Source organism: Actinomadura pelletieri DSM 43383, assembly GCF_003634705.1.
GTDB classification, from domain to species: domain Bacteria; phylum Actinomycetota; class Actinomycetes; order Streptosporangiales; family Streptosporangiaceae; genus Spirillospora; species Spirillospora pelletieri.
In genome coordinates, this window is record NZ_RBWU01000001.1 from 228,508 (window position 1) to 244,908 (window position 16,401).

18 protein-coding genes are annotated in these 16,401 nt (G+C 70.3%); 16 read left to right on the forward strand and 2 right to left on the reverse strand.

From position 1 onward, the window contains the following. Window positions 1-29: 29 nt before the first annotated feature. Both BZB76_RS01000 and BZB76_RS01005 read left to right on the forward strand, forming a co-directional pair. Window positions 30-374: a PadR family transcriptional regulator gene (locus tag BZB76_RS01000; RefSeq protein WP_246006687.1), complete on the forward strand. Its 345-nt coding sequence runs from the start codon at window positions 30-32 to the stop codon at window positions 372-374. Further along, window positions 371-1,234 carry a serine/threonine-protein kinase gene (locus BZB76_RS01005; protein WP_121432400.1) on the forward strand — a complete coding sequence of 288 codons (864 nt, stop codon included), beginning with the start codon at window positions 371-373 and terminating at the stop codon, window positions 1,232-1,234. The genes BZB76_RS01000 and BZB76_RS01005 overlap by 4 nt, the downstream gene beginning before the upstream one ends. A 22-nt stretch (window positions 1,235-1,256) precedes the next feature. Here BZB76_RS01005 and BZB76_RS34485 read toward each other — a convergent pair whose 3' ends face one another. After that, on the reverse strand, window positions 1,257-1,469 hold the full coding sequence (locus BZB76_RS34485) for an alkyl sulfatase C-terminal domain-containing protein (protein WP_170180461.1): 213 nt from the start codon (window positions 1,467-1,469) through the stop codon (window positions 1,257-1,259). Between the two features lie 60 nt (window positions 1,470-1,529). Here BZB76_RS34485 and BZB76_RS34490 point away from each other — a divergent pair, with 60 nt between their 5' ends. The 14 genes from BZB76_RS34490 (at window position 1,530) to hypE (ending at window position 14,140) form a co-directional block, all read left to right on the forward strand. Then, entirely contained in the window at window positions 1,530-1,826 is a 297-nt protein-coding gene (locus tag BZB76_RS34490) for a hypothetical protein (protein ID WP_170180462.1), read from the forward strand. Window positions 1,827-1,911: 85 nt separating this feature from the next. Next, on the forward strand, window positions 1,912-4,812 hold the full coding sequence (locus tag BZB76_RS01015; RefSeq protein WP_121432402.1) for a hypothetical protein: 2,901 nt from the start codon (window positions 1,912-1,914) through the stop codon (window positions 4,810-4,812). A gap of 177 nt (window positions 4,813-4,989) precedes the next feature. Next, entirely contained in the window at window positions 4,990-6,249 is a 1,260-nt protein-coding gene (locus BZB76_RS01020) for a hypothetical protein (RefSeq protein WP_246006688.1), read from the forward strand. After that, a complete protein-coding gene (locus tag BZB76_RS01025; protein ID WP_211342769.1) occupies window positions 6,246-6,806 on the forward strand; it encodes a hydrogenase maturation protease in 561 nt (186 codons plus the stop codon). The genes BZB76_RS01020 and BZB76_RS01025 overlap by 4 nt, the downstream gene beginning before the upstream one ends. After that, entirely contained in the window at window positions 6,799-7,203 is a 405-nt protein-coding gene (locus BZB76_RS01030) for a hydrogenase maturation nickel metallochaperone HypA/HybF (RefSeq protein ID WP_121432404.1), read from the forward strand. The genes BZB76_RS01025 and BZB76_RS01030 overlap by 8 nt, the downstream gene beginning before the upstream one ends. A gap of 3 nt (window positions 7,204-7,206) precedes the next feature. Further along, a complete protein-coding gene (locus tag BZB76_RS01035; protein WP_121432405.1) occupies window positions 7,207-8,244 on the forward strand; it encodes an NADH-quinone oxidoreductase subunit B family protein in 1,038 nt (345 codons plus the stop codon). A gap of 40 nt (window positions 8,245-8,284) precedes the next feature. After that, the gene (locus BZB76_RS01040; protein WP_121432406.1) at window positions 8,285-10,078 is read left to right on the forward strand and encodes a nickel-dependent hydrogenase large subunit; all 1,794 of its coding nucleotides are present in this window, start codon (window positions 8,285-8,287) and stop codon (window positions 10,076-10,078) included. After that, window positions 10,071-10,658, forward strand: coding sequence for a NifU family protein (locus BZB76_RS01045; RefSeq protein WP_121432407.1), 588 nt, complete (start codon window positions 10,071-10,073; stop codon window positions 10,656-10,658). Before BZB76_RS01040 ends, BZB76_RS01045 begins: the two co-directional genes overlap by 8 nt. Further along, complete coding sequence (locus tag BZB76_RS01050) at window positions 10,655-11,254, forward strand: DUF5947 family protein (protein ID WP_121432408.1); 600 nt, start codon at window positions 10,655-10,657, stop codon at window positions 11,252-11,254. Before BZB76_RS01045 ends, BZB76_RS01050 begins: the two co-directional genes overlap by 4 nt. Before the next feature lie 2 nt (window positions 11,255-11,256). Then, entirely contained in the window at window positions 11,257-11,466 is a 210-nt protein-coding gene (locus BZB76_RS01055) for a hypothetical protein (protein ID WP_121432409.1), read from the forward strand. A gap of 35 nt (window positions 11,467-11,501) precedes the next feature. Beyond that, window positions 11,502-11,612: a DUF6893 family small protein gene (locus BZB76_RS36590; RefSeq protein WP_420534755.1), complete on the forward strand. Its 111-nt coding sequence runs from the start codon at window positions 11,502-11,504 to the stop codon at window positions 11,610-11,612. A gap of 21 nt (window positions 11,613-11,633) precedes the next feature. After that, window positions 11,634-11,906 (forward strand): HypC/HybG/HupF family hydrogenase formation chaperone, encoded by a 273-nt coding sequence (locus tag BZB76_RS01060; RefSeq protein WP_121432410.1) that lies wholly within the window; start codon window positions 11,634-11,636, stop codon window positions 11,904-11,906. A gap of 36 nt (window positions 11,907-11,942) precedes the next feature. Beyond that, a complete protein-coding gene (gene hypD, locus BZB76_RS01065; RefSeq protein WP_121432411.1) occupies window positions 11,943-13,070 on the forward strand; it encodes a hydrogenase formation protein HypD in 1,128 nt (375 codons plus the stop codon). Next, window positions 13,067-14,140 (forward strand): hydrogenase expression/formation protein HypE, encoded by a 1,074-nt coding sequence (hypE, locus tag BZB76_RS01070; RefSeq protein ID WP_121432412.1) that lies wholly within the window; start codon window positions 13,067-13,069, stop codon window positions 14,138-14,140. The genes hypD and hypE overlap by 4 nt, the downstream gene beginning before the upstream one ends. On the opposite strand, the gene hypF is transcribed toward hypE, so the two are convergent. Continuing rightward, on the reverse strand, window positions 14,123-16,399 hold the full coding sequence (gene hypF, locus BZB76_RS01075) for a carbamoyltransferase HypF (protein ID WP_121432413.1): 2,277 nt from the start codon (window positions 16,397-16,399) through the stop codon (window positions 14,123-14,125). The two genes, hypE and hypF, sit on opposite strands and share 18 nt — an antisense overlap. Window positions 16,400-16,401: the final 2 nt, after the last annotated feature.

The window sequence follows — 16,401 nt, forward strand, 5'->3', positions numbered from 1 at the left end:
ACTTCGTTGGACGATATATCGTCTCGCGAATGGTCAAGCGAACCACAGTGATGAGCGAGCCCACGTACTTCGTGCTGGCCGCGCTACTGGACGGTCCGGTGCACGGCTACGGGATCATCAAGAGGGCGGAGGCGCAGTCGGACGGACGGGTCCGCCTGGCCGTCGGCACCCTCTATGGCGCTCTCGACCGGCTGGCCCGCGACGGACTCGTCGTCCTGGACGGCGAAGAGACCGTCCAGGGGCGTCCGCGTCGCTACTACCGGCTGACCGAGGACGGACGCTCGGCCGTCACCCGGGAGGCCCAGCGGTTGCAGCAGGCCGCCCAGGTCGTCATGAGCCGCACCTCCCCTTTGACGGGAGAGGCCGGAGCATGAGCGGAGCATTCACCGAACGCTGGTACCGACTGTTCCTGCGGGCGTTCCCACCGGATCACCGTGCCGAGTACGGCGCGGAGATGCTCGACACGTTGCTGAACGACACCCCGCGCCGCTTTCCCTCGCCACGGGAGACGGCCGGACTCCTCACCTCGGGCTGGGCGGCCAGGGCCCGCGCGACCGCCGGGCCGTGGTGGGCGGACGGCGTACAACTCGGCCTGTCGATGCTGGCGCTGGCCAATCTGGCGTACGGCATCGCCGACCACGCGCCTTCCGGCTGGCTGGCCGTCTCGGCACTGCTCGCCGTGGCGTTGCTGCGCGGCTGGACACCGGTGGCCCTGCCGCTCGCCCTGGCCGTGACGTTCTCCACCGGCCGGGCCATGCTCGTGGGCCCCGAGGCGACGGCCTGGTCGGCACAGTTCCTCGGACCGGCGTACCACAACTGGGTTTCGCTGGCCCCCTACGGCGTACTGGCCATCGGGGCGGTCGCACTCGTGGCGGGTCGCCCCCGGGATCTGCGCGCGCGGCCATTGTGGTGGCTCGTGATACCCGCCGCCGCCCTGGCGCTCGTCCACCTGTTCGGGATCCGCGAGTACGGCGAGACCTGGCAACTGGTCAGGGCGGGCACCGAGAGCGCCCTCCTGCTCGCCGGAGTGCTGGCCACCGCGGTCGCACGCACCCCACGCTGGGCCCTGGCCGGGGCCGTCTACGTCCTGCCCGGCGCGATCACCCCGCTGACCCACCCGCCGTCGAGCACCCAGCTCCTCGGCTACTGGTCGGTCCTCACCGGGCTCACGCTCGCCATGGCCGCGACGGCATGGCGCCCCCAGCCCATCCCCACGGCACGCCACCCGCGATAGCCGAAACGCGGCACGACAGGCGTCACCGTCCGGAACCCGCGTGCAGCAGGCGGCGGATGGCCGACAGGTCTCCCACGACGGTGATGCTGCCGTCGTCACATGCTTTTTCGAGCGCGGACGGGTCGGCCAGCAGGGTGCTGAGAGTCTTGGGCTCCGCGCGGAGTGAGGCGTCCGCCGCCGTCGTCTCCCCGGCCTGCACCTGAAGCCGCCCGTCCGCCAGTCGCACCGTCCACACCCGCCCTCCGCGTTCCAACCGGTCGCGCTGCTCGCCTTCGGGCTCTGCTTCTACAGCATCGTGCCCTCGCTTCAGGTCCGGGTGATCGCCCTGGCCGGGCCCGGTGGCCAGCTCGCGCAGTCGTTGCCGGTCTCCGCGGCCAACATCGGTATCGCCTTCGGGGCGTTCAGCGGTGGTGTCGCGATCGACGAGTACAGCGCGGCCGCTCCCGTGGTCACCGGGCTGGTCATCGCCGTGGTCACGATCCCGGTCGCCTGGGCGACCGGCTTCCTGAAGCCACCGGTGATCGCCGCGCCCGCCGGTGAGGCGACACCGCCGCAACCGGCGTTCGCGGCCACGACGCGAGCGACACCATGATCAGGTGCGGCTCCCCACAGGGCGGAACCGATCACGCGGGTGGATCGTCGCAGGGTTTCAAGGTCGTTCAAGGACGAAGGACGCGATGACTCAGTTTCCGCAGTTGCCCGCACCCGCCGATCTCGTCGCCGCCGGGCCCACCGGCGCCAAGAGGATGTTGACCAAGGCCGCGGAGCCGTTGCCCGCCGCCGACTTGGCGCCGTTCTTCGAGCAGGCCTGCCGGGAACTGGTGCGGGCCGGCGAGACCGAGTTGGCGTTCTGGGCGTTCGGGCAGGCGCGGAAGGTCGAGAAGAACCATCCCGCGCTGCTCGACCTCGATCGGGTGCAGGACGTCTTCCTCGAACTGGTGCCCGCGGGCGGCGTCGGACCGGCGGCGCTGCGCGACTACGCCAAGCTGCTCGCCGCGGAGCTGTCGGGCGAGGAGGCGCACGCCCGGTTCCGCGCGGTGATCTGCGCGGGATTCGACGCCGGGCTCGTCCCGTATGCCCGAATCTTTCCCGACCTGCGGACGCTGGCTCGTGGCGCGAAGATCAAGAAGCGGGACGAGGAGGCGTTCCTCGCCGAGCGGCTGCTGCGCGCCGGGCTCGTGCCCATCGCGTCCCACCAGATCTGGGCGGCCGCTCGGGAGCCGCTCGCGGTGGTGGCCGGACGGGACGACGACCTGATGAAACTGCTGATCGCCGCCGAGCCCGACCGTGCCGGGCACGAGGAGGAGAGCGGCGAGGAGGTCGCCGAGAAGATCCGGCAGATGTGGTTCGAGTGCCTGGCCGAGAGCGGAGCGGGCGCGCATCTGCCGGCGGCGTGGTTCGGGACCACCGGACGCGGTTGCGCGGCTTCCGTTCTGCTGAGACTCGTCGACCAGGCCGGGGATCGGTTGTTCCCGGGGGCCGAGGTGGTGGTCGGCGAGGAGACGGATCCGGCGGTTCCGCCGCCCGATTACCGGCACATCATTCCGCAGAGTGAGTTCAACTCCGACTCGCCCCGCTGGTGGGCATCGGACTTCGACATCGGGCGACTGGCCGCGGACGTGGCGTCCGGGCCGGAAGGACGCGAGCGTTTCGCCGCCCTGCTGGACGCGTTCGTCCGCGACCTCGGGTACTTCGGCAACGTCGACTACGCGGCCACGGTGAAGGCGCTGTGGGATCTGCCGGAGACCCGGGAGGTGCTGAGCGAGACCGTGGGCGCCTGGGCGGCTGACGCGGGTCGTTGTGACCTTCCCTTCCTGCACAACGCCTTGCACCAGTTGGTGCGGATCACCGGGCCCGGCGGTCTTCTTGAGTTGGAGCCGGACGTCCTCGAATCCGTTGAGCCCGCCGATCCCGTGGACGCGCTGCTGGCGGCGCTGCGCGGGGGGATTCCCGCCGAACTGGGTGTGCCCGGCGACGGTGTGCCGCACAAGTCCCCGAAAGCCGGCCGGACGATCATCCAGCACCATGGCCATCTCACCATCACGGAACGTTCCTGGCACGCCTACGCGTCCGTCAGCGGCGACGACAGCCTGATGGTGCGGCTTCCCCAACTGCCCGAAGGGCTGCTGCCCTGGTACGACGGCACGACCGGCCTCCTGTCACGGATCAAGGAGGGTCGCTGGCAGACGTTCCGGGTCGAGGGTCGGACGGACGAGACCGTTGCGCTGACCCTGGATCCCGAGACCGCCACCGCGCGACCCCAGGCGCCGGGAGCCGCCGAGGTGACGTTCCCGGGCGCCGCCGGGCCGAGCGAGGTCCGGTTGAGCCGGGGCGAGATCACCGTCACCGCGCCCGACGGGACCCGCACGACCCGGTTGTCGTACTCGCCCGTGATGAGCGGGAAGGGTGGGCTCGTGCCGCCGCCCGGCTGGTGGTCGCGGCGAGCCCCGATGGACCCGGACGGCTCGGCCGCGCTGCGGCGTCTCGACCGCGAGGGCGCGGCGCGGCTGCTGGAGGCGACGCTGAGCGGACCGGGCGCGGCCACCGGCGCGCTGGCGGCCGTGCTGCCAGAGGTGACCGATCCGGCTCTTCGGGACGGTGTTCTCGAAGCGGCTGGTATGGCGGTCGAGTGTCTCCTTCTCGGCATCGAGTTGCGCGGTCGGATCGGACGTCCGCAACCTGCGGGACTGCCCGCGCTGGTCTCACCGGCGGATCCCGACCTTCCCTTCGCGCCCACGATGGCGCGGGCGAGGTGGCTTGTGCGCCAGCGGCTGCTGGCCCGCGCGCTGGAGTCGGCGACGACCGACGAGCCCACGACCGAACAGCCCTACCTCGTCCGGACGATCTCCCTGCCGCCCGGCGGGTATGTGGGCGCCGGCATGGGGACCTTGGCGGGCTATGCGCTTCCGGCCGTCCTGCCGTGGACTTCCGAGGAGCAACGCCAAGAGATTCTTGACGTTCTGCGCCTGTGGGCCAATGCTCCGATCGGTGAGGGCGTGGCGGCCTGCCGAATGCTTTCTTTCACCCCGGCGGGCGGCGACGAGCAGTCCAACGCCGAACGACAGATGGTCGACAGGGAAATGGAGGCGCAGGCACCCGGACAGCTCTGGCGCACCCCCGATGGCGCCCTGCTGATCTCGGGTTACCAGCGGCACGACCGGACCGCGACGGCCATGGAGTACGCGCCCGGTGGAACCTTCCATCCGGTCGAGCTGCCCGGCTGGCGAACGATCAAGGCCTCCGTTCCCTGCTGGGGCACCGCCGACCGCGTCGTGCGGCTCCTCCGGTTGCTGGCGGAGCGGGGCCCGGCACCGATCGACGCCGCCGCCACCGTCCGCGACCTGGCCGTACGTACGGGTCTGGAGTTGGCGGACGCCGTCGCGGTCTGCAAGTTCCCCGCCGACGTCCTCGGCGACGCCGTCCCCACGTCCGGTGCCGCGATCTCCTACCCGATGCGGGACGCGCTGCGGGAACGCCTGCTGCCCGACGACCCGGCCGTCATCTGGACCACCGGCCTCGCCGTGGACGCGGCGGCCGACTGGTGGCGCACCCACGGCGAGGCCCCCGCCGCGTCGTGACACCCGCACGGTGTGGGTGCCGGAATCACCTACTGGACGTGCTCACTTACCGGGCTCGATCTCGGTTGCTATACCGGAGAAGTGCCTTCACTGGAGTATGCCCGAGAAGTCGCCGACGCGATTCTTTATGAGGGGTATCTCCTTTATCCCTATCGCCGTTCGTCAGGCAAGAATCGTGTGCGCTGGCAGTTCGGGGTGGTCGTCCCGCCGGCGTGGGCCCGGGCGCAGGGGCTGACCGACACGGGCGTGGCCGGGTCGATCGAGGCTCCGTGGCAGCAGACCGAATGCCTGCTGCAGGCAATTCCGGACGAAACAGTCCTTTGCCAGGTCCGCTTTCTCCAGCTTCAACGGAAAACTGTGGAGGAGCGGCTGGCCGACGGCTCTTACCGTCCGGTCGACACGTTGTCCTCGGGCACACGGCTGGAGTTCGCGTTCGACGAGGCCCTGCCGCAGGAATTCGACCTGTGGTTCACCTTGCGGGACGTCCTGGACGACGCCCGCGAGTTCGACGTCCAGGCCCCGGGCGGCCTGGACACCGGGCAGGTTGCCGACGACGAGGGCCGCCCCCTCGGCCGTGTGCGGCGCCGGCGACACCCGGTGACGGCCACGGTGACGGTGTCGGCGACCCGGATCGGCGGGGGCGACGACCCACGCGAGGTCTACCGGCTCCGCGTCCGCGTGGCGAACACGGGCGGGGTGACGCCGCCGGACGCGTCCCGCGACGAGGCCCTGGCCGAATCCCTGATCGCCTGCCATGTGCTCCTGGGCGTGGACGAGGGTTCGTTCGTGTCCGCCCTGGACCCGCCGGAATGGGCCGGCGCAGAGGTCAAGGAGTGCGCGAACGTCCACACGTTCCCGGTGCTGGCGGGCCCGCCAGGCGACGACCACGTGGTCCTCTCCTCCCCGATCCTGCTGTACGACCACCCCCGGGTCGCGCCGGAGAGCCCCGGCGATCTGCACGACGCGACGGAGATCGACGAGATCCTCTCGTTGCGCACGCTGACGTTGACCGACGCGGAGAAGCGGGAGGCGCGCGCCACCGATCCGCGTGCCGCCGAGATCCTGGACCGGACGGAGTCGATGCCGCCGGAGGTCTTCGCGCGCCTGCACGGGGCCGTCCGGTCGCTGCGGCCCGTGGCGGGCCCCGGCTCGGAGGAGCCGCCCGGAAACGGCGTCGTCATGGTCGCGGGCGTGCCCGTCCGCAGGGGAAGCCGGGTGCGGCTGCGGCCCCGCAAGCGCGGCGTCGATCCCCAGGACCGGTTCCTGGACGGCCGAACCGCGCAGGTCGAGGCGGTGCTCAGCGATGTGGACGACGCCACGCACCTCGCGGTCACGGTTGAGGACGATCCCGCCGCCGACCTCAACCGCTGGTACGGACGCTTCCGCTACTTCTCCCCCGCCGAGGTGGAGCCCCTGCCCGCGGAGGCCGAGCGATGAGCGGGACGGTGGAACGGCGGGTCCTGGTGGCCGGGATCGGGAACGTGTTCCTCGGCGACGACGGGTTCGGCGTGGAGGTCGTCCGGCGGATGGACGGCTCCGCCCTCCCGGCGAACGTCGAGGTCGCCGACTACGGCGTCCGCGGCGTCCATCTGGCGTACGAGCTGCTCGACGGCCGGCATGACGTTCTGATCATGGTGGACGCGGTACCCGTCGAAGGACCATCCGGCACCCTCGCCGTCATCGAGGTGAACGCGGCGTCCGTCGACGACACGGAGACCGGCGCCGACCCCGAGGATCCGCTCGGCCCGCCGGCGGTCGACGGGCACGGCATGCATCCCGTGGCCGTGCTGCGGCTGCTCCGCCGGCTCGGCGGCGACCTGCCCCGCGTGTTCGTGGTGGGCTGCCGTCCCGAGGTCGTCGACGAGCGCATGGACCTGTCGGAGCCCGTGCGGGCCGCCGTGGACGAGGCCGTCCGCATGGTGACCGACCTCGCGTGCGACGAGGCCGCGAGCGACAAGACCACGAGTACGGATCCGGAGCGGGCGCATGCATGAACTGGGAATGTGCGAGGCCATCGTCGAGGCGGCCGTGCGGCGGGCGGGAGACCGGAAGGTGCGCGCCATGCGGGTCCGCGTCGGCGGGCACCCGGTCGACCCGGAGGTGATCGAGCAGGGCGTGCGGATGGCCGCGCTCGGCACCGTGGCCGAGGGCGCGGGCGTCGACCTCGTACTGGAGCCGCTGCGCGTCCACTGCCGCCGCTGCCGCGCCGAGACGCCGGTCAACAGCGCCGTGGCCCTCGCCGCGTGCCCGGCGTGCGGGGCCGTGGACGTGGCGAGCGCGGGCCATGAGGACGTCGTCCTGGAATCGATCACCGTGGACGCTCCCGCCGAAGAGGCCGCCGACGGCGTCGCCGACCGGAACGTCCAGCACACCCCGGACACGAGGAGGTAGGGCATGACGAGCGCGGAGGGATTCGACGAGATCCACATCCTGTGGATATCCGAGGGGATGAGCTGCGACGGCGACACCGTCTCGATCACGGCCTCCGGCCAACCGGCGATCGAGGACGTGGTGAACGGCCTGATCCCCGGCCTGCCGAAGGTGAACCTGTACAACAAGGTGCTCTCGCCGACTCTGGGCGGGGAGGAGTTCCTGGCCCCGTTCCGGGCGGCGGTGAAGGGCGAACTGGAGCCGTTCATCTTCGTCCTGGAGGGCTCGGTGCCCAACGAGAAGATCAACGGGGACGGCTACTGGACGTCGTTCGGCAACGACCAGGACACCGGCGAGCCGCTCACGCTGAACTGGTGGATCGACCGGCTGGCGCCGAAGGCGTGGGCGGTCGTCACCGCGGGCACCTGCGCCGCCTACGGCGGAATCCACGCGATGGCGGGCAACCCGACCGGGTGCATGGGCCTCGCCGACTATCTCGGCTGGGACTTCAGGTCCGCGGGCGGGCTGCCGATCGTCAACGTGCCCGGATGCCCCGTCCAGCCCGAGAACTTCATGGAGACGCTGACCTGGGTGCTCTACCACGCCGCGGGTGACGCTCCCCCGCCGCCGCTGGACGACAAGCTCCGCCCCCAGTGGATGTTCGGCAAGACCGTCCACGAGGGCTGCGACCGCGCCGCCTACTACGAGCAGGCCGACTTCTCCAAGGACTACAACTCGCCGAAGTGCCAGGTGAAGATCGGCTGCTGGGGGCCGGTGGTGAACTGCAACGTCCCCAAACGCGGCTGGATGGGCGGCATCGGCGGCTGCCCGAACGTGGGCGGCATCTGCATCGGCTGCACCATGCCGGGCTTCCCGGACAAGTTCATGCCGTTCATGGACGCCCCGCCCGGCGGCAGCCTCTCGACGACCCTCATCAAGCCGTACGGGACCTTCATCCGCCGGATGCGCGGCATCACCAACGTCACGGCGAACAAGGAGCCGAAGTGGCATCACAACCGTGAGCTTCTGACCAGCGGCTACGACCCGCGCTGGCGGCCATAGCACGGATCGCAGGAGAGGACCGCAGGAGAGGACCGCACGGATGACAACGACCGAAAAGGCGCCCGCCGGGAGCGAACCGGGGCAACTCGTCGAGATGTCCTGGGACCCCATCACGCGCATCATCGGCAACCTGGGCATCTACACGAAGATCGACTTTGCGAACCGACGGGTGGCCGAGTGCCACAGCACCTCGTCGCTGTTCCGCGGCTACTCGGTGTTCATGAAGGGCAAGGACCCGCGGGACGCCGGGTTCATCACCAGCCGTATCTGCGGGATCTGCGGCGACAACCACACCACGTGCTCGGTGTACGCGCAGAACATGGCCTACGGCATCAAGAACCCGCCGCTGGCCGAGTGGATCCTGAACCTCGGCGAGGCCGCCGAGTACATGTTCGACCACACGATCTTCCAGGACAACCTCGTCTTCGTCGACTTCTGCGAGGCGATGGTCAAGGACACCAACCCGTCCGTGCTGCGGCGGGCCAGGGACACCGAGGCGCCCAACGCGGCGGTGCACGGCTTCCGGACCATCGCGGAGATCATGGAGGCCTTCAACCCGTTCGAGGGCGCGGTCTACAAGGAGGCGCTCCAGGTCAGCCGCACCACACGGGAGATGTTCTGCCTGATGGAGGGCAGGCACGTGCACCCGTCGACGGTGTATCCGGGCGGTGTCGGCACGATGCCGACCCCGACGGTCTTCACCGACTACCTCTCCCGGCTGATGGACGTCATCGACTTCGTCAAGAAGGCCGTCGCGATGAACGACGACGTCTTCGACTTCTTCTACGAGGCGCTGCCCGGATACGAGGAGGTCGGGCGCCGCCGCATCATGCTCGGCTGCTGGGGAGCGTTCCAGGACCCTGCCGTCGTCGACTACAGGTACGAGACGATGAACCAGTGGGGCAAGGCGATGTTCGTCACCCCCGGCGTCGTCGTGGACGGCGAACTCCTCACCACCGACCTCGTCGACATCAACCTCGGCATCCGCATTCTGCTCGGCAGTTCCTTCTATGACGACTGGGTGAACGAAGAGCCCTTCGTCACCCACGACCCGCTCGGGAATCCGGTGGACATGCGCCACCCGTGGAACCAGACCACACTGCCGGTGCCGCAGAAGCGCGACTTCGACGACAAGTACAGCTGGGTGATGAGTCCCCGCTGGCTGCGTCCCGGGACCGACGAGCATCTCGCCCTCGACACCGGCGGCGGGCCGTTCGCGCGGCTCTACACCACCGCGCTGGCGAACATGGTCGACACCCCGTACGTGAAATCGACCGGGTCCAGCGTGCAGATCTCACTGCCGAAGGGCCGGGACCTGCCGGAGACGACGCTGGAATGGCGTATCCCGCAGTGGTCCAACGCCCTCGAACGGAACCGGGCGCGCTCCTACTTCGTCGCCTACGCGGCGGCGATGGCGCTGCACTTCGTCGAGCAGGCGCTCGGCCTGGTCCGCGCGGGCGACACCAAGGTGTTCGAGGACTTCGAGGTGCCCGACGAGGCGATCGGGTGCGGGTTCCACGAGGCGGTGCGCGGCGTGCTGTCGCACCATCTCGTGATCCGGGACGGGAAGATCGCCAACTATCACCCGTATCCGCCGACGCCGTGGAACGGGAGCCCGCGCGACAGCTTCGGCACGCCCGGCCCGTACGAGGACGCCGTCCAGGACATGCCGATCTTCGAGGAGAACGGGCCGGACGACTTCCGGGGCGTCGACATCATGCGCGCCGTCCGCAGCTTCGACCCGTGCCTGCCCTGCGGCGTGCACATGTACCTCGGCGGAGGGCGGACGTTGAAGAAGCTGCATTCGCCGATGTTCGGATCGACGCATGGCTGATCCCGCCTCGGGTCCCGGCGCGCGCCGCCTCGACGGGGCGGCGATCGCCGGGCGGCTGGACCGTCTCGACGAGACGCTGGGCCTGCTGGAACGGACGCCCGGCGCGACGGCCGAGACGGCGCTGGACGCGGTGACCCTGCTCACCGAGGTGTACGGGGAGGCGCTGGCGCGGGTGATGGACCGCGTCTCGGGCGACACCCGGCTCGTCGAGGCGTTCCTCGACGACGAACTCGTCGGGCATCTCTTCGTCCTGCACGGTGTCCATCCCGAACCCGTCGAGGGGCGCGTCGCCCGTGCCCTGGAGGCGCTCCGGCCGCAACTCGGCCGCAAGGGCGTGGACGCGGAAATCGTCGAGATCCGGGAGCGGACGGCCGAGGTCCGGTTGACGGGCGGGACGGGAGGCGGGTGCGGCTGCGGCGCCGAACCCGTCGAGGACGTGGTGCGGGAGGCCGTGCTGGCCGTGGCTCCCGAACTGGACGGCGTCCGCGTCACCGTCCCGGACGCTCCCGCTGCGGCGAAGGCGTTCGTGCCGGTCGAGGCGCTGCTCCGGCCGCCGATCTCCGTGGACGGCGGCCCATGACGACCGGAGCGTTCAGCCGCGTGATCATGAGATCGTCCAACCGGACGCGGGAGGACGGCGACAGGTGCGGCCTGTGCGACCTGCCCGTCGCGGACGGCCATGCCCATGTCCTGGACGAGCGCACCGGCGAACCGGAGTGCGCCTGCCGCGCCTGCGCCCTGCTCTTCGAGAAGGACGGGGCGGGGTTCGGTCACTATCGACTGGTGCCGGATCGCAGGGTTCGGCTGGCCGGCGTCACGTCCGCCGACCTGGGTGTTCCGGTGCGGCTCGCCTTCTTCACGATCGGGCCGGACGGCACCGTCACCGCCCGGTATCCCGGCCCGATGGGCGCCGCCACCTGGACGGTCGACCCGTCCGCCTGGACGGCCGTCACCTCCCGGAACCCTGACCTGGCCTCGATGCTGCCCGTGGTCGAGGCCCTGCTCATCAGCTCGGTCGGCGAGACGGACGAACAGTGGATCGTCCCGATCGACGACTGCTACCGGCTCGTCGCCGTCATCAAGGAAGCGTGGACGGGATTGTCCGGAGGAGACCGCGTCTGGAAGGACGTGGAGGCCTTCTTCACCCGGCTGCGTGAGTCACGAGAGGGGAGTTAGCCATGGCGGAAATCCGTACCGGTAAGCCCGATGTCGCCCCCGACACGCCTTCGCACACCAAGGGCGTGCGGCAGGGCAACGAGAAGAGCGCCTACGCCAACGAGGTCGGGCACCACAAGGACGGCACCGCCGACTCGCGGCGGTCGACCGGCATCCGGCCCAAGAAGCGGGACCCGATCCTGCCGGTCATGCCGAACCTGCCACCCGGCTGACCCGGGCCCGGCGTCCCGAGAAAAGGAGAGACGACATGCGGAAAGTGCGGATCGCGGTGGCCTGTCTGGCCACCGCCGGACTGGTGACGCTGATCTACAGGGAGATCCCGGCGATGCGCCGCTACCTCAAGATGGAGCGCATGTGAGCGGGAAGGGCGGCACGGCGAATGTGTCTCGGCATTCCCGGTGAGATCGTCGAACTCTCGGCCGACCGTGACGATCTCGCCATGGTCGAGGTCGCCGGGGTCCGGCGCGCCGTCAACACCGGCCTGCTCGGGCCGGGCGAGGTGCGTCCCGGCGACTGGGTGCTCGTCCATGTCGGCTTCGCCATGTCGAAGATCGACGAGGCGGAGGCCGCGGCGACGCTCGAACTGCTGCGGGGGCTCGGCAGCGCCTACACCGACGAACTGGCGGCGCTGGCGGGCTCCGACATCACCTGACGTCCCCGAACATCGACCGAGAGGCGGCTGACCGGTATGCGGTTCGTCGACGAGTACCGCGACGCGGACCAGGCCCGGGCACTGGCCGCGCAGATCACCGCGCTGTGCGAGCCCGGCCGGCGGTACCAGTTCATGGAGGTCTGCGGCGGGCACACGCACACCATCTACAAGCACGGCCTGGAGGATCATCTGCCGGAGGCCGTCACGCTCGTGCACGGGCCCGGCTGCCCGGTGTGCGTGATCCCGATGGGGCGGGTGGACGACGCGATCGCCATCGCCCGCCACCCGGACGTCATCATGACCTCGTTCGGGGACATGATGCGCGTGCCCGGCGGCGGCGGTTCGTTCTTCGACGCCAAGGCGGAGGGCGCGGACATCCGCATGGTGTACTCGCCCCTGGACGCGCTGAAGATCGCCCGGCTGAATCCGGACCGCAGGGTCGTGTTCATGGCGATCGGGTTCGAGACGACGGCGCCGTCCACGGCGATGACCGTCCTGCGGGCGGCCGCCGAAGGGATCGAGAACTTCTCCGTCTTCTGCAACCACGTGACGATCCTGCCCGCCATCAAGGCGATCCTGGACTCACCGGACCTGCGGCTCGACGGCTTCCTCGGCCCCGGGCACGTCTCGACCGTCATCGGCTGCCGCCCTTACGAGTTCATTCCCGGCCGTTACGGCAAGCCGCTGGTCTGCGCGGGGTTCGAGCCGCTGGACATCCTGCAGTCGGTCCACATGCTGCTGCAGCAGCTGGCCGAGGGCCGCGCCGAGGTGGAGAACCAGTACACCCGCGTCGTCCCGTGGGACGGGAACCGCAGGGCGCTGGAGGCCATCGGGGAGGTCATGGAACTGCGCCCGTATTTCGAGTGGCGCGGGCTGGGGTTCATCTCGCAGTCGGCGTTGCGGGTTCGGGACGCCTACGCCGTCCATGACGCCGAGCGCGTGTTCGACGTTCCCGGCGTCCGGGTGGCCGACCCGAAGGCATGTCAGTGCGGTGAAGTCTTGAAGGGCGTCATCAAACCCTGGGAATGCAAGGTCTTCGGTACGGCCTGCACGCCGGAGACCCCGATCGGCACCTGCATGGTCTCCTCCGAGGGGGCCTGCGCGGCCTATTACAACTACGGACGCTTCACCCGTGACCGCGTCAAGGAGGCGGCGCGCGTATGACGACCGAACAGAGCGTCCTGGAACGCATCGAGCGGGCACGGCTCCGCAAGGCCAGGGTCAAGGAGGAGCGCGTCACCCTCGCGCACGGCGCGGGCGGAAAGGCCACGCAGACCCTCATCGAGGACGTCTTCGTGGACGCCTTCCGCAATCCGCACCTGGAGGCCATGACCGACGGCGCCACCCTCACCCTGAACGGCACCCGGACGGTCTTCACGACCGACACGTTCGTGGTGTCGCCGCTGTTCTTCCCGGGAGGGGACATCGGGGACCTGGCGGTGAACGGCACGGTCAACGACCTGGCCGTCTGCGGCGCCCGGCCGATGTACCTGTCGGCCGGGTTCGTCCTGGAGGAGGGCTTTCCGGTCGCCGACCTGCGGCGGATCGCCGCCTCGATGGCCGCCGCGGCGGCGGAGGCGGAAGTCGCCGTGGTCACCGGTGACACCAAGGTCGTCCAGCGCGGCAAGGCCGACGGCTGCTATGTGAACACCGCCGGCATCGGCGTCATGGAGCGGGACGTGACGCTGGGCGCCGCCACCGTCCGGGCCGGTGATGCCGTGCTGGTCTCCGGGCCGATCGGGGAGCACGGCGTCACGATCATGCTCGCCCGTGGTGAACTCGACATCGAGGCCGATCTCGCCTCGGACACGGCGCCGCTGCACGAGCCCGTCGCGGCGCTCCTCGACGCCGTCCCCGGCGGGGTGCGGGTGCTGCGGGACGCGACACGCGGCGGGGTGGCGACGGTCCTCAACGAGATCGCCCAGGCGGTCCGGCTCGGCGTCGTCGTGGACGAGGCGGCGATCCCGGTGGCGCCCGTGGTCAACGGGGCCTGCGAACTGCTCGGCATCGACCCGCTGTACGTGGCCTGCGAGGGACGGTTCGTCGCCGTCGTGGACGGCGAGCGGGCGGACGCGGCGCTCGCGGCGCTGCGCGGGCACCCGTCCGGGGAGGGTGCCGCGATCGTCGGGCATGTCGCGGACGAGCCGGCGGGGACCGTCCTGCTGAAGACGTCCTTCGGCGGCACGCGCATCGTGGACATGCTGGTGGGCGATCCGCTACCGCGAATCTGCTGACCGGTCGCGGGCGGCCGCGACGACCGCCTGACCGAGGGAGATTCCGCCGTCGTTGCACGGCACCCGCGAATGGACGAGGACGTGGAAACCGTCCCCTTCCAAGCCTTCGACGACCCGCTCCAACAGGGTCAGGTTCTGGAACACGCCGCCGGACAGGGCGACCGTGCCGAGGCCGGTGCGTTCGCGCAGGACGCCCGTGGCCGTGACGACGGCCCGCGCCAGGCCGTTGTGGAACCTTGCGGCGATCCGGTCGACGGGGACGTCGGCGAGCAGATCGTCGACGACACCGCGCACGAGATCGCGGCTCCGAAGGATCAGCGGGTCGCCTTCTGCCACCGTCATCGGATACGCGTCGCGTTCGCCGGGCGCGACTCGCTGTTCCAGTTCGATGGCGGCCTGCCCCTCGTAGCGGGCCACGTCCCGGACGCCGAGAATCGCCGAGACCGCGTCGAAGAGACGTCCGGCGCTGGACGTGAGTGGAGCGTTGACGCCTTTCCGGGCCAGGGACACGACCGCGTCCCACCGTGCCTGATGCCGTCGCGCCAGGTCCAATTCGGGTGGGTCGCCGTAGGCGGCGAGGAGATACGCCGCCGCCATCCGCCACGGTTCACGGACGGCCGTTTCGCCCCCCGGCATCGGGACCGGCTCCAGATGGCCCGCCCGCCGGAACTCCACCAGGTCCGCGATCAGCAATTCGCCGCCCCACAAGGTGGCGTCGGTTCCGAAACCGAGCCCGTCGAAGGCGACGCCGATGACCGGGCCGCTCGCTCCGTTGTCGGCGAGGCAGGACGCGATGTGGGCATGGTGGTGCTGGACGGCGACGACATCCACATCTGTCAGTTCGAGCGCGTACTTCGTCGACAGGTACTCCGGATGCAGGTCGTGAGCGACGAGTCGGGGCGTCACGTCGAAGAGGCGGCGGAAGTGGGCGATGCCTTCGGTGAACGAGCGCAGCGTCTCGTAGTTCTTCAGATCGCCGATGTGATGGGACACGAACGCCCTGTTCCCCTTGGCCACGCAGAAGGTGTTCTTCAACTCGGCTCCACACGCCAGGACCGGTCGAGGGAACGGCTGTGCGGTGGTCAAGGGAGCGGGAACGTATCCGCGTGAGCGCCGGACGAGTTGTTCCCTTCCACGGAACACGCGGACCACCGAGTCGTCGGTGCGCACTTGTATGGGCCGATCGTGTGCCAGGAAGCCGTCCGCGATCTGTGAGAGCCGCTTCAGCGCGTCGTCGTCACGGCAGACGATCGGCTCGTCCGACACATTGCCGCTCGTCAGGACGAACGGGCGAGCGAGTCGGCGGGCGAGCAGATGATGCAGGGGCGTGTAGGGCAGCATCACCCCGAGTTCCCGGCTTCCCGGGGCCACCGCGTCGGCGACCCCGGCCCCGGGAAGGCGCGGCGCCAGCAGGATCGGACGGCGCGTTCCCGCCAGCACTCGTTCGCCGACCGGTTCCAGCCGGACCAGCCTTCGTGCCCACACCAGATCGGGGGCCATCAAAGCGAACGGCTTGTCCTCCCGGTGTTTGCGGTCGCGGAGTGTGCGGACGGCCTTCTCGTCGTCGGCGAGGACGGCCAGGTGGTAGCCGCCGAGCCCTTTGATCGCGAGAATGCGGCCGTCCCGGAGCCATTCGACCGCCGTCTGTAGAGGCTCTCCATCGACCGGAACGCCGTCCGGCCCGGTGAAGCGCAGCGACGGCCCGCATTCGGGGCAACACACCGGCTGCGCGTGGAATCTGCGGTCGTCGGCGTCGGCGTACTCCCCCGCGCACGCCTCGCACATTTCGAACACGGCCATGGTCGTGTTGTGCCGGTCGTACGGGACGTCGGCGACAATGCTGAACCGCGGCCCGCAGTCGGTGCAGTTCGTGAACGGGTAGCCCGACCGGCGGCCCGCCGGGGCGAGGGTCTCGGCGAGGCATTCCTCGCAGGTCGCCATGTCAGGGGAGATCAGCGCGAATCGCGCCGTCGCGGGCGGGCTCGGCACGATCCGGAAGCCGCGTTCGGCCGTCGGCGCCGCCGGTTCGGCCCGCACCCGTTCCACCACGGCCAGCGCCGGTGCCCGCCGTTCGAGGTCGGCGAGAAAGCCGTCCAGGGTCGCGCGGTCACCTTCGATTTCCGCGAAGACGCCCTCCGCGTCATTTCCGACGTGGCCCGAGACGCCGTATTCCCTGGCAAGCCCGGAAACGAAGGGGCGGAACCCGACGCCCTGGACGATTCCCTCGATACGGAGGCGGAGCCGCGTGACCGTGGTCATCG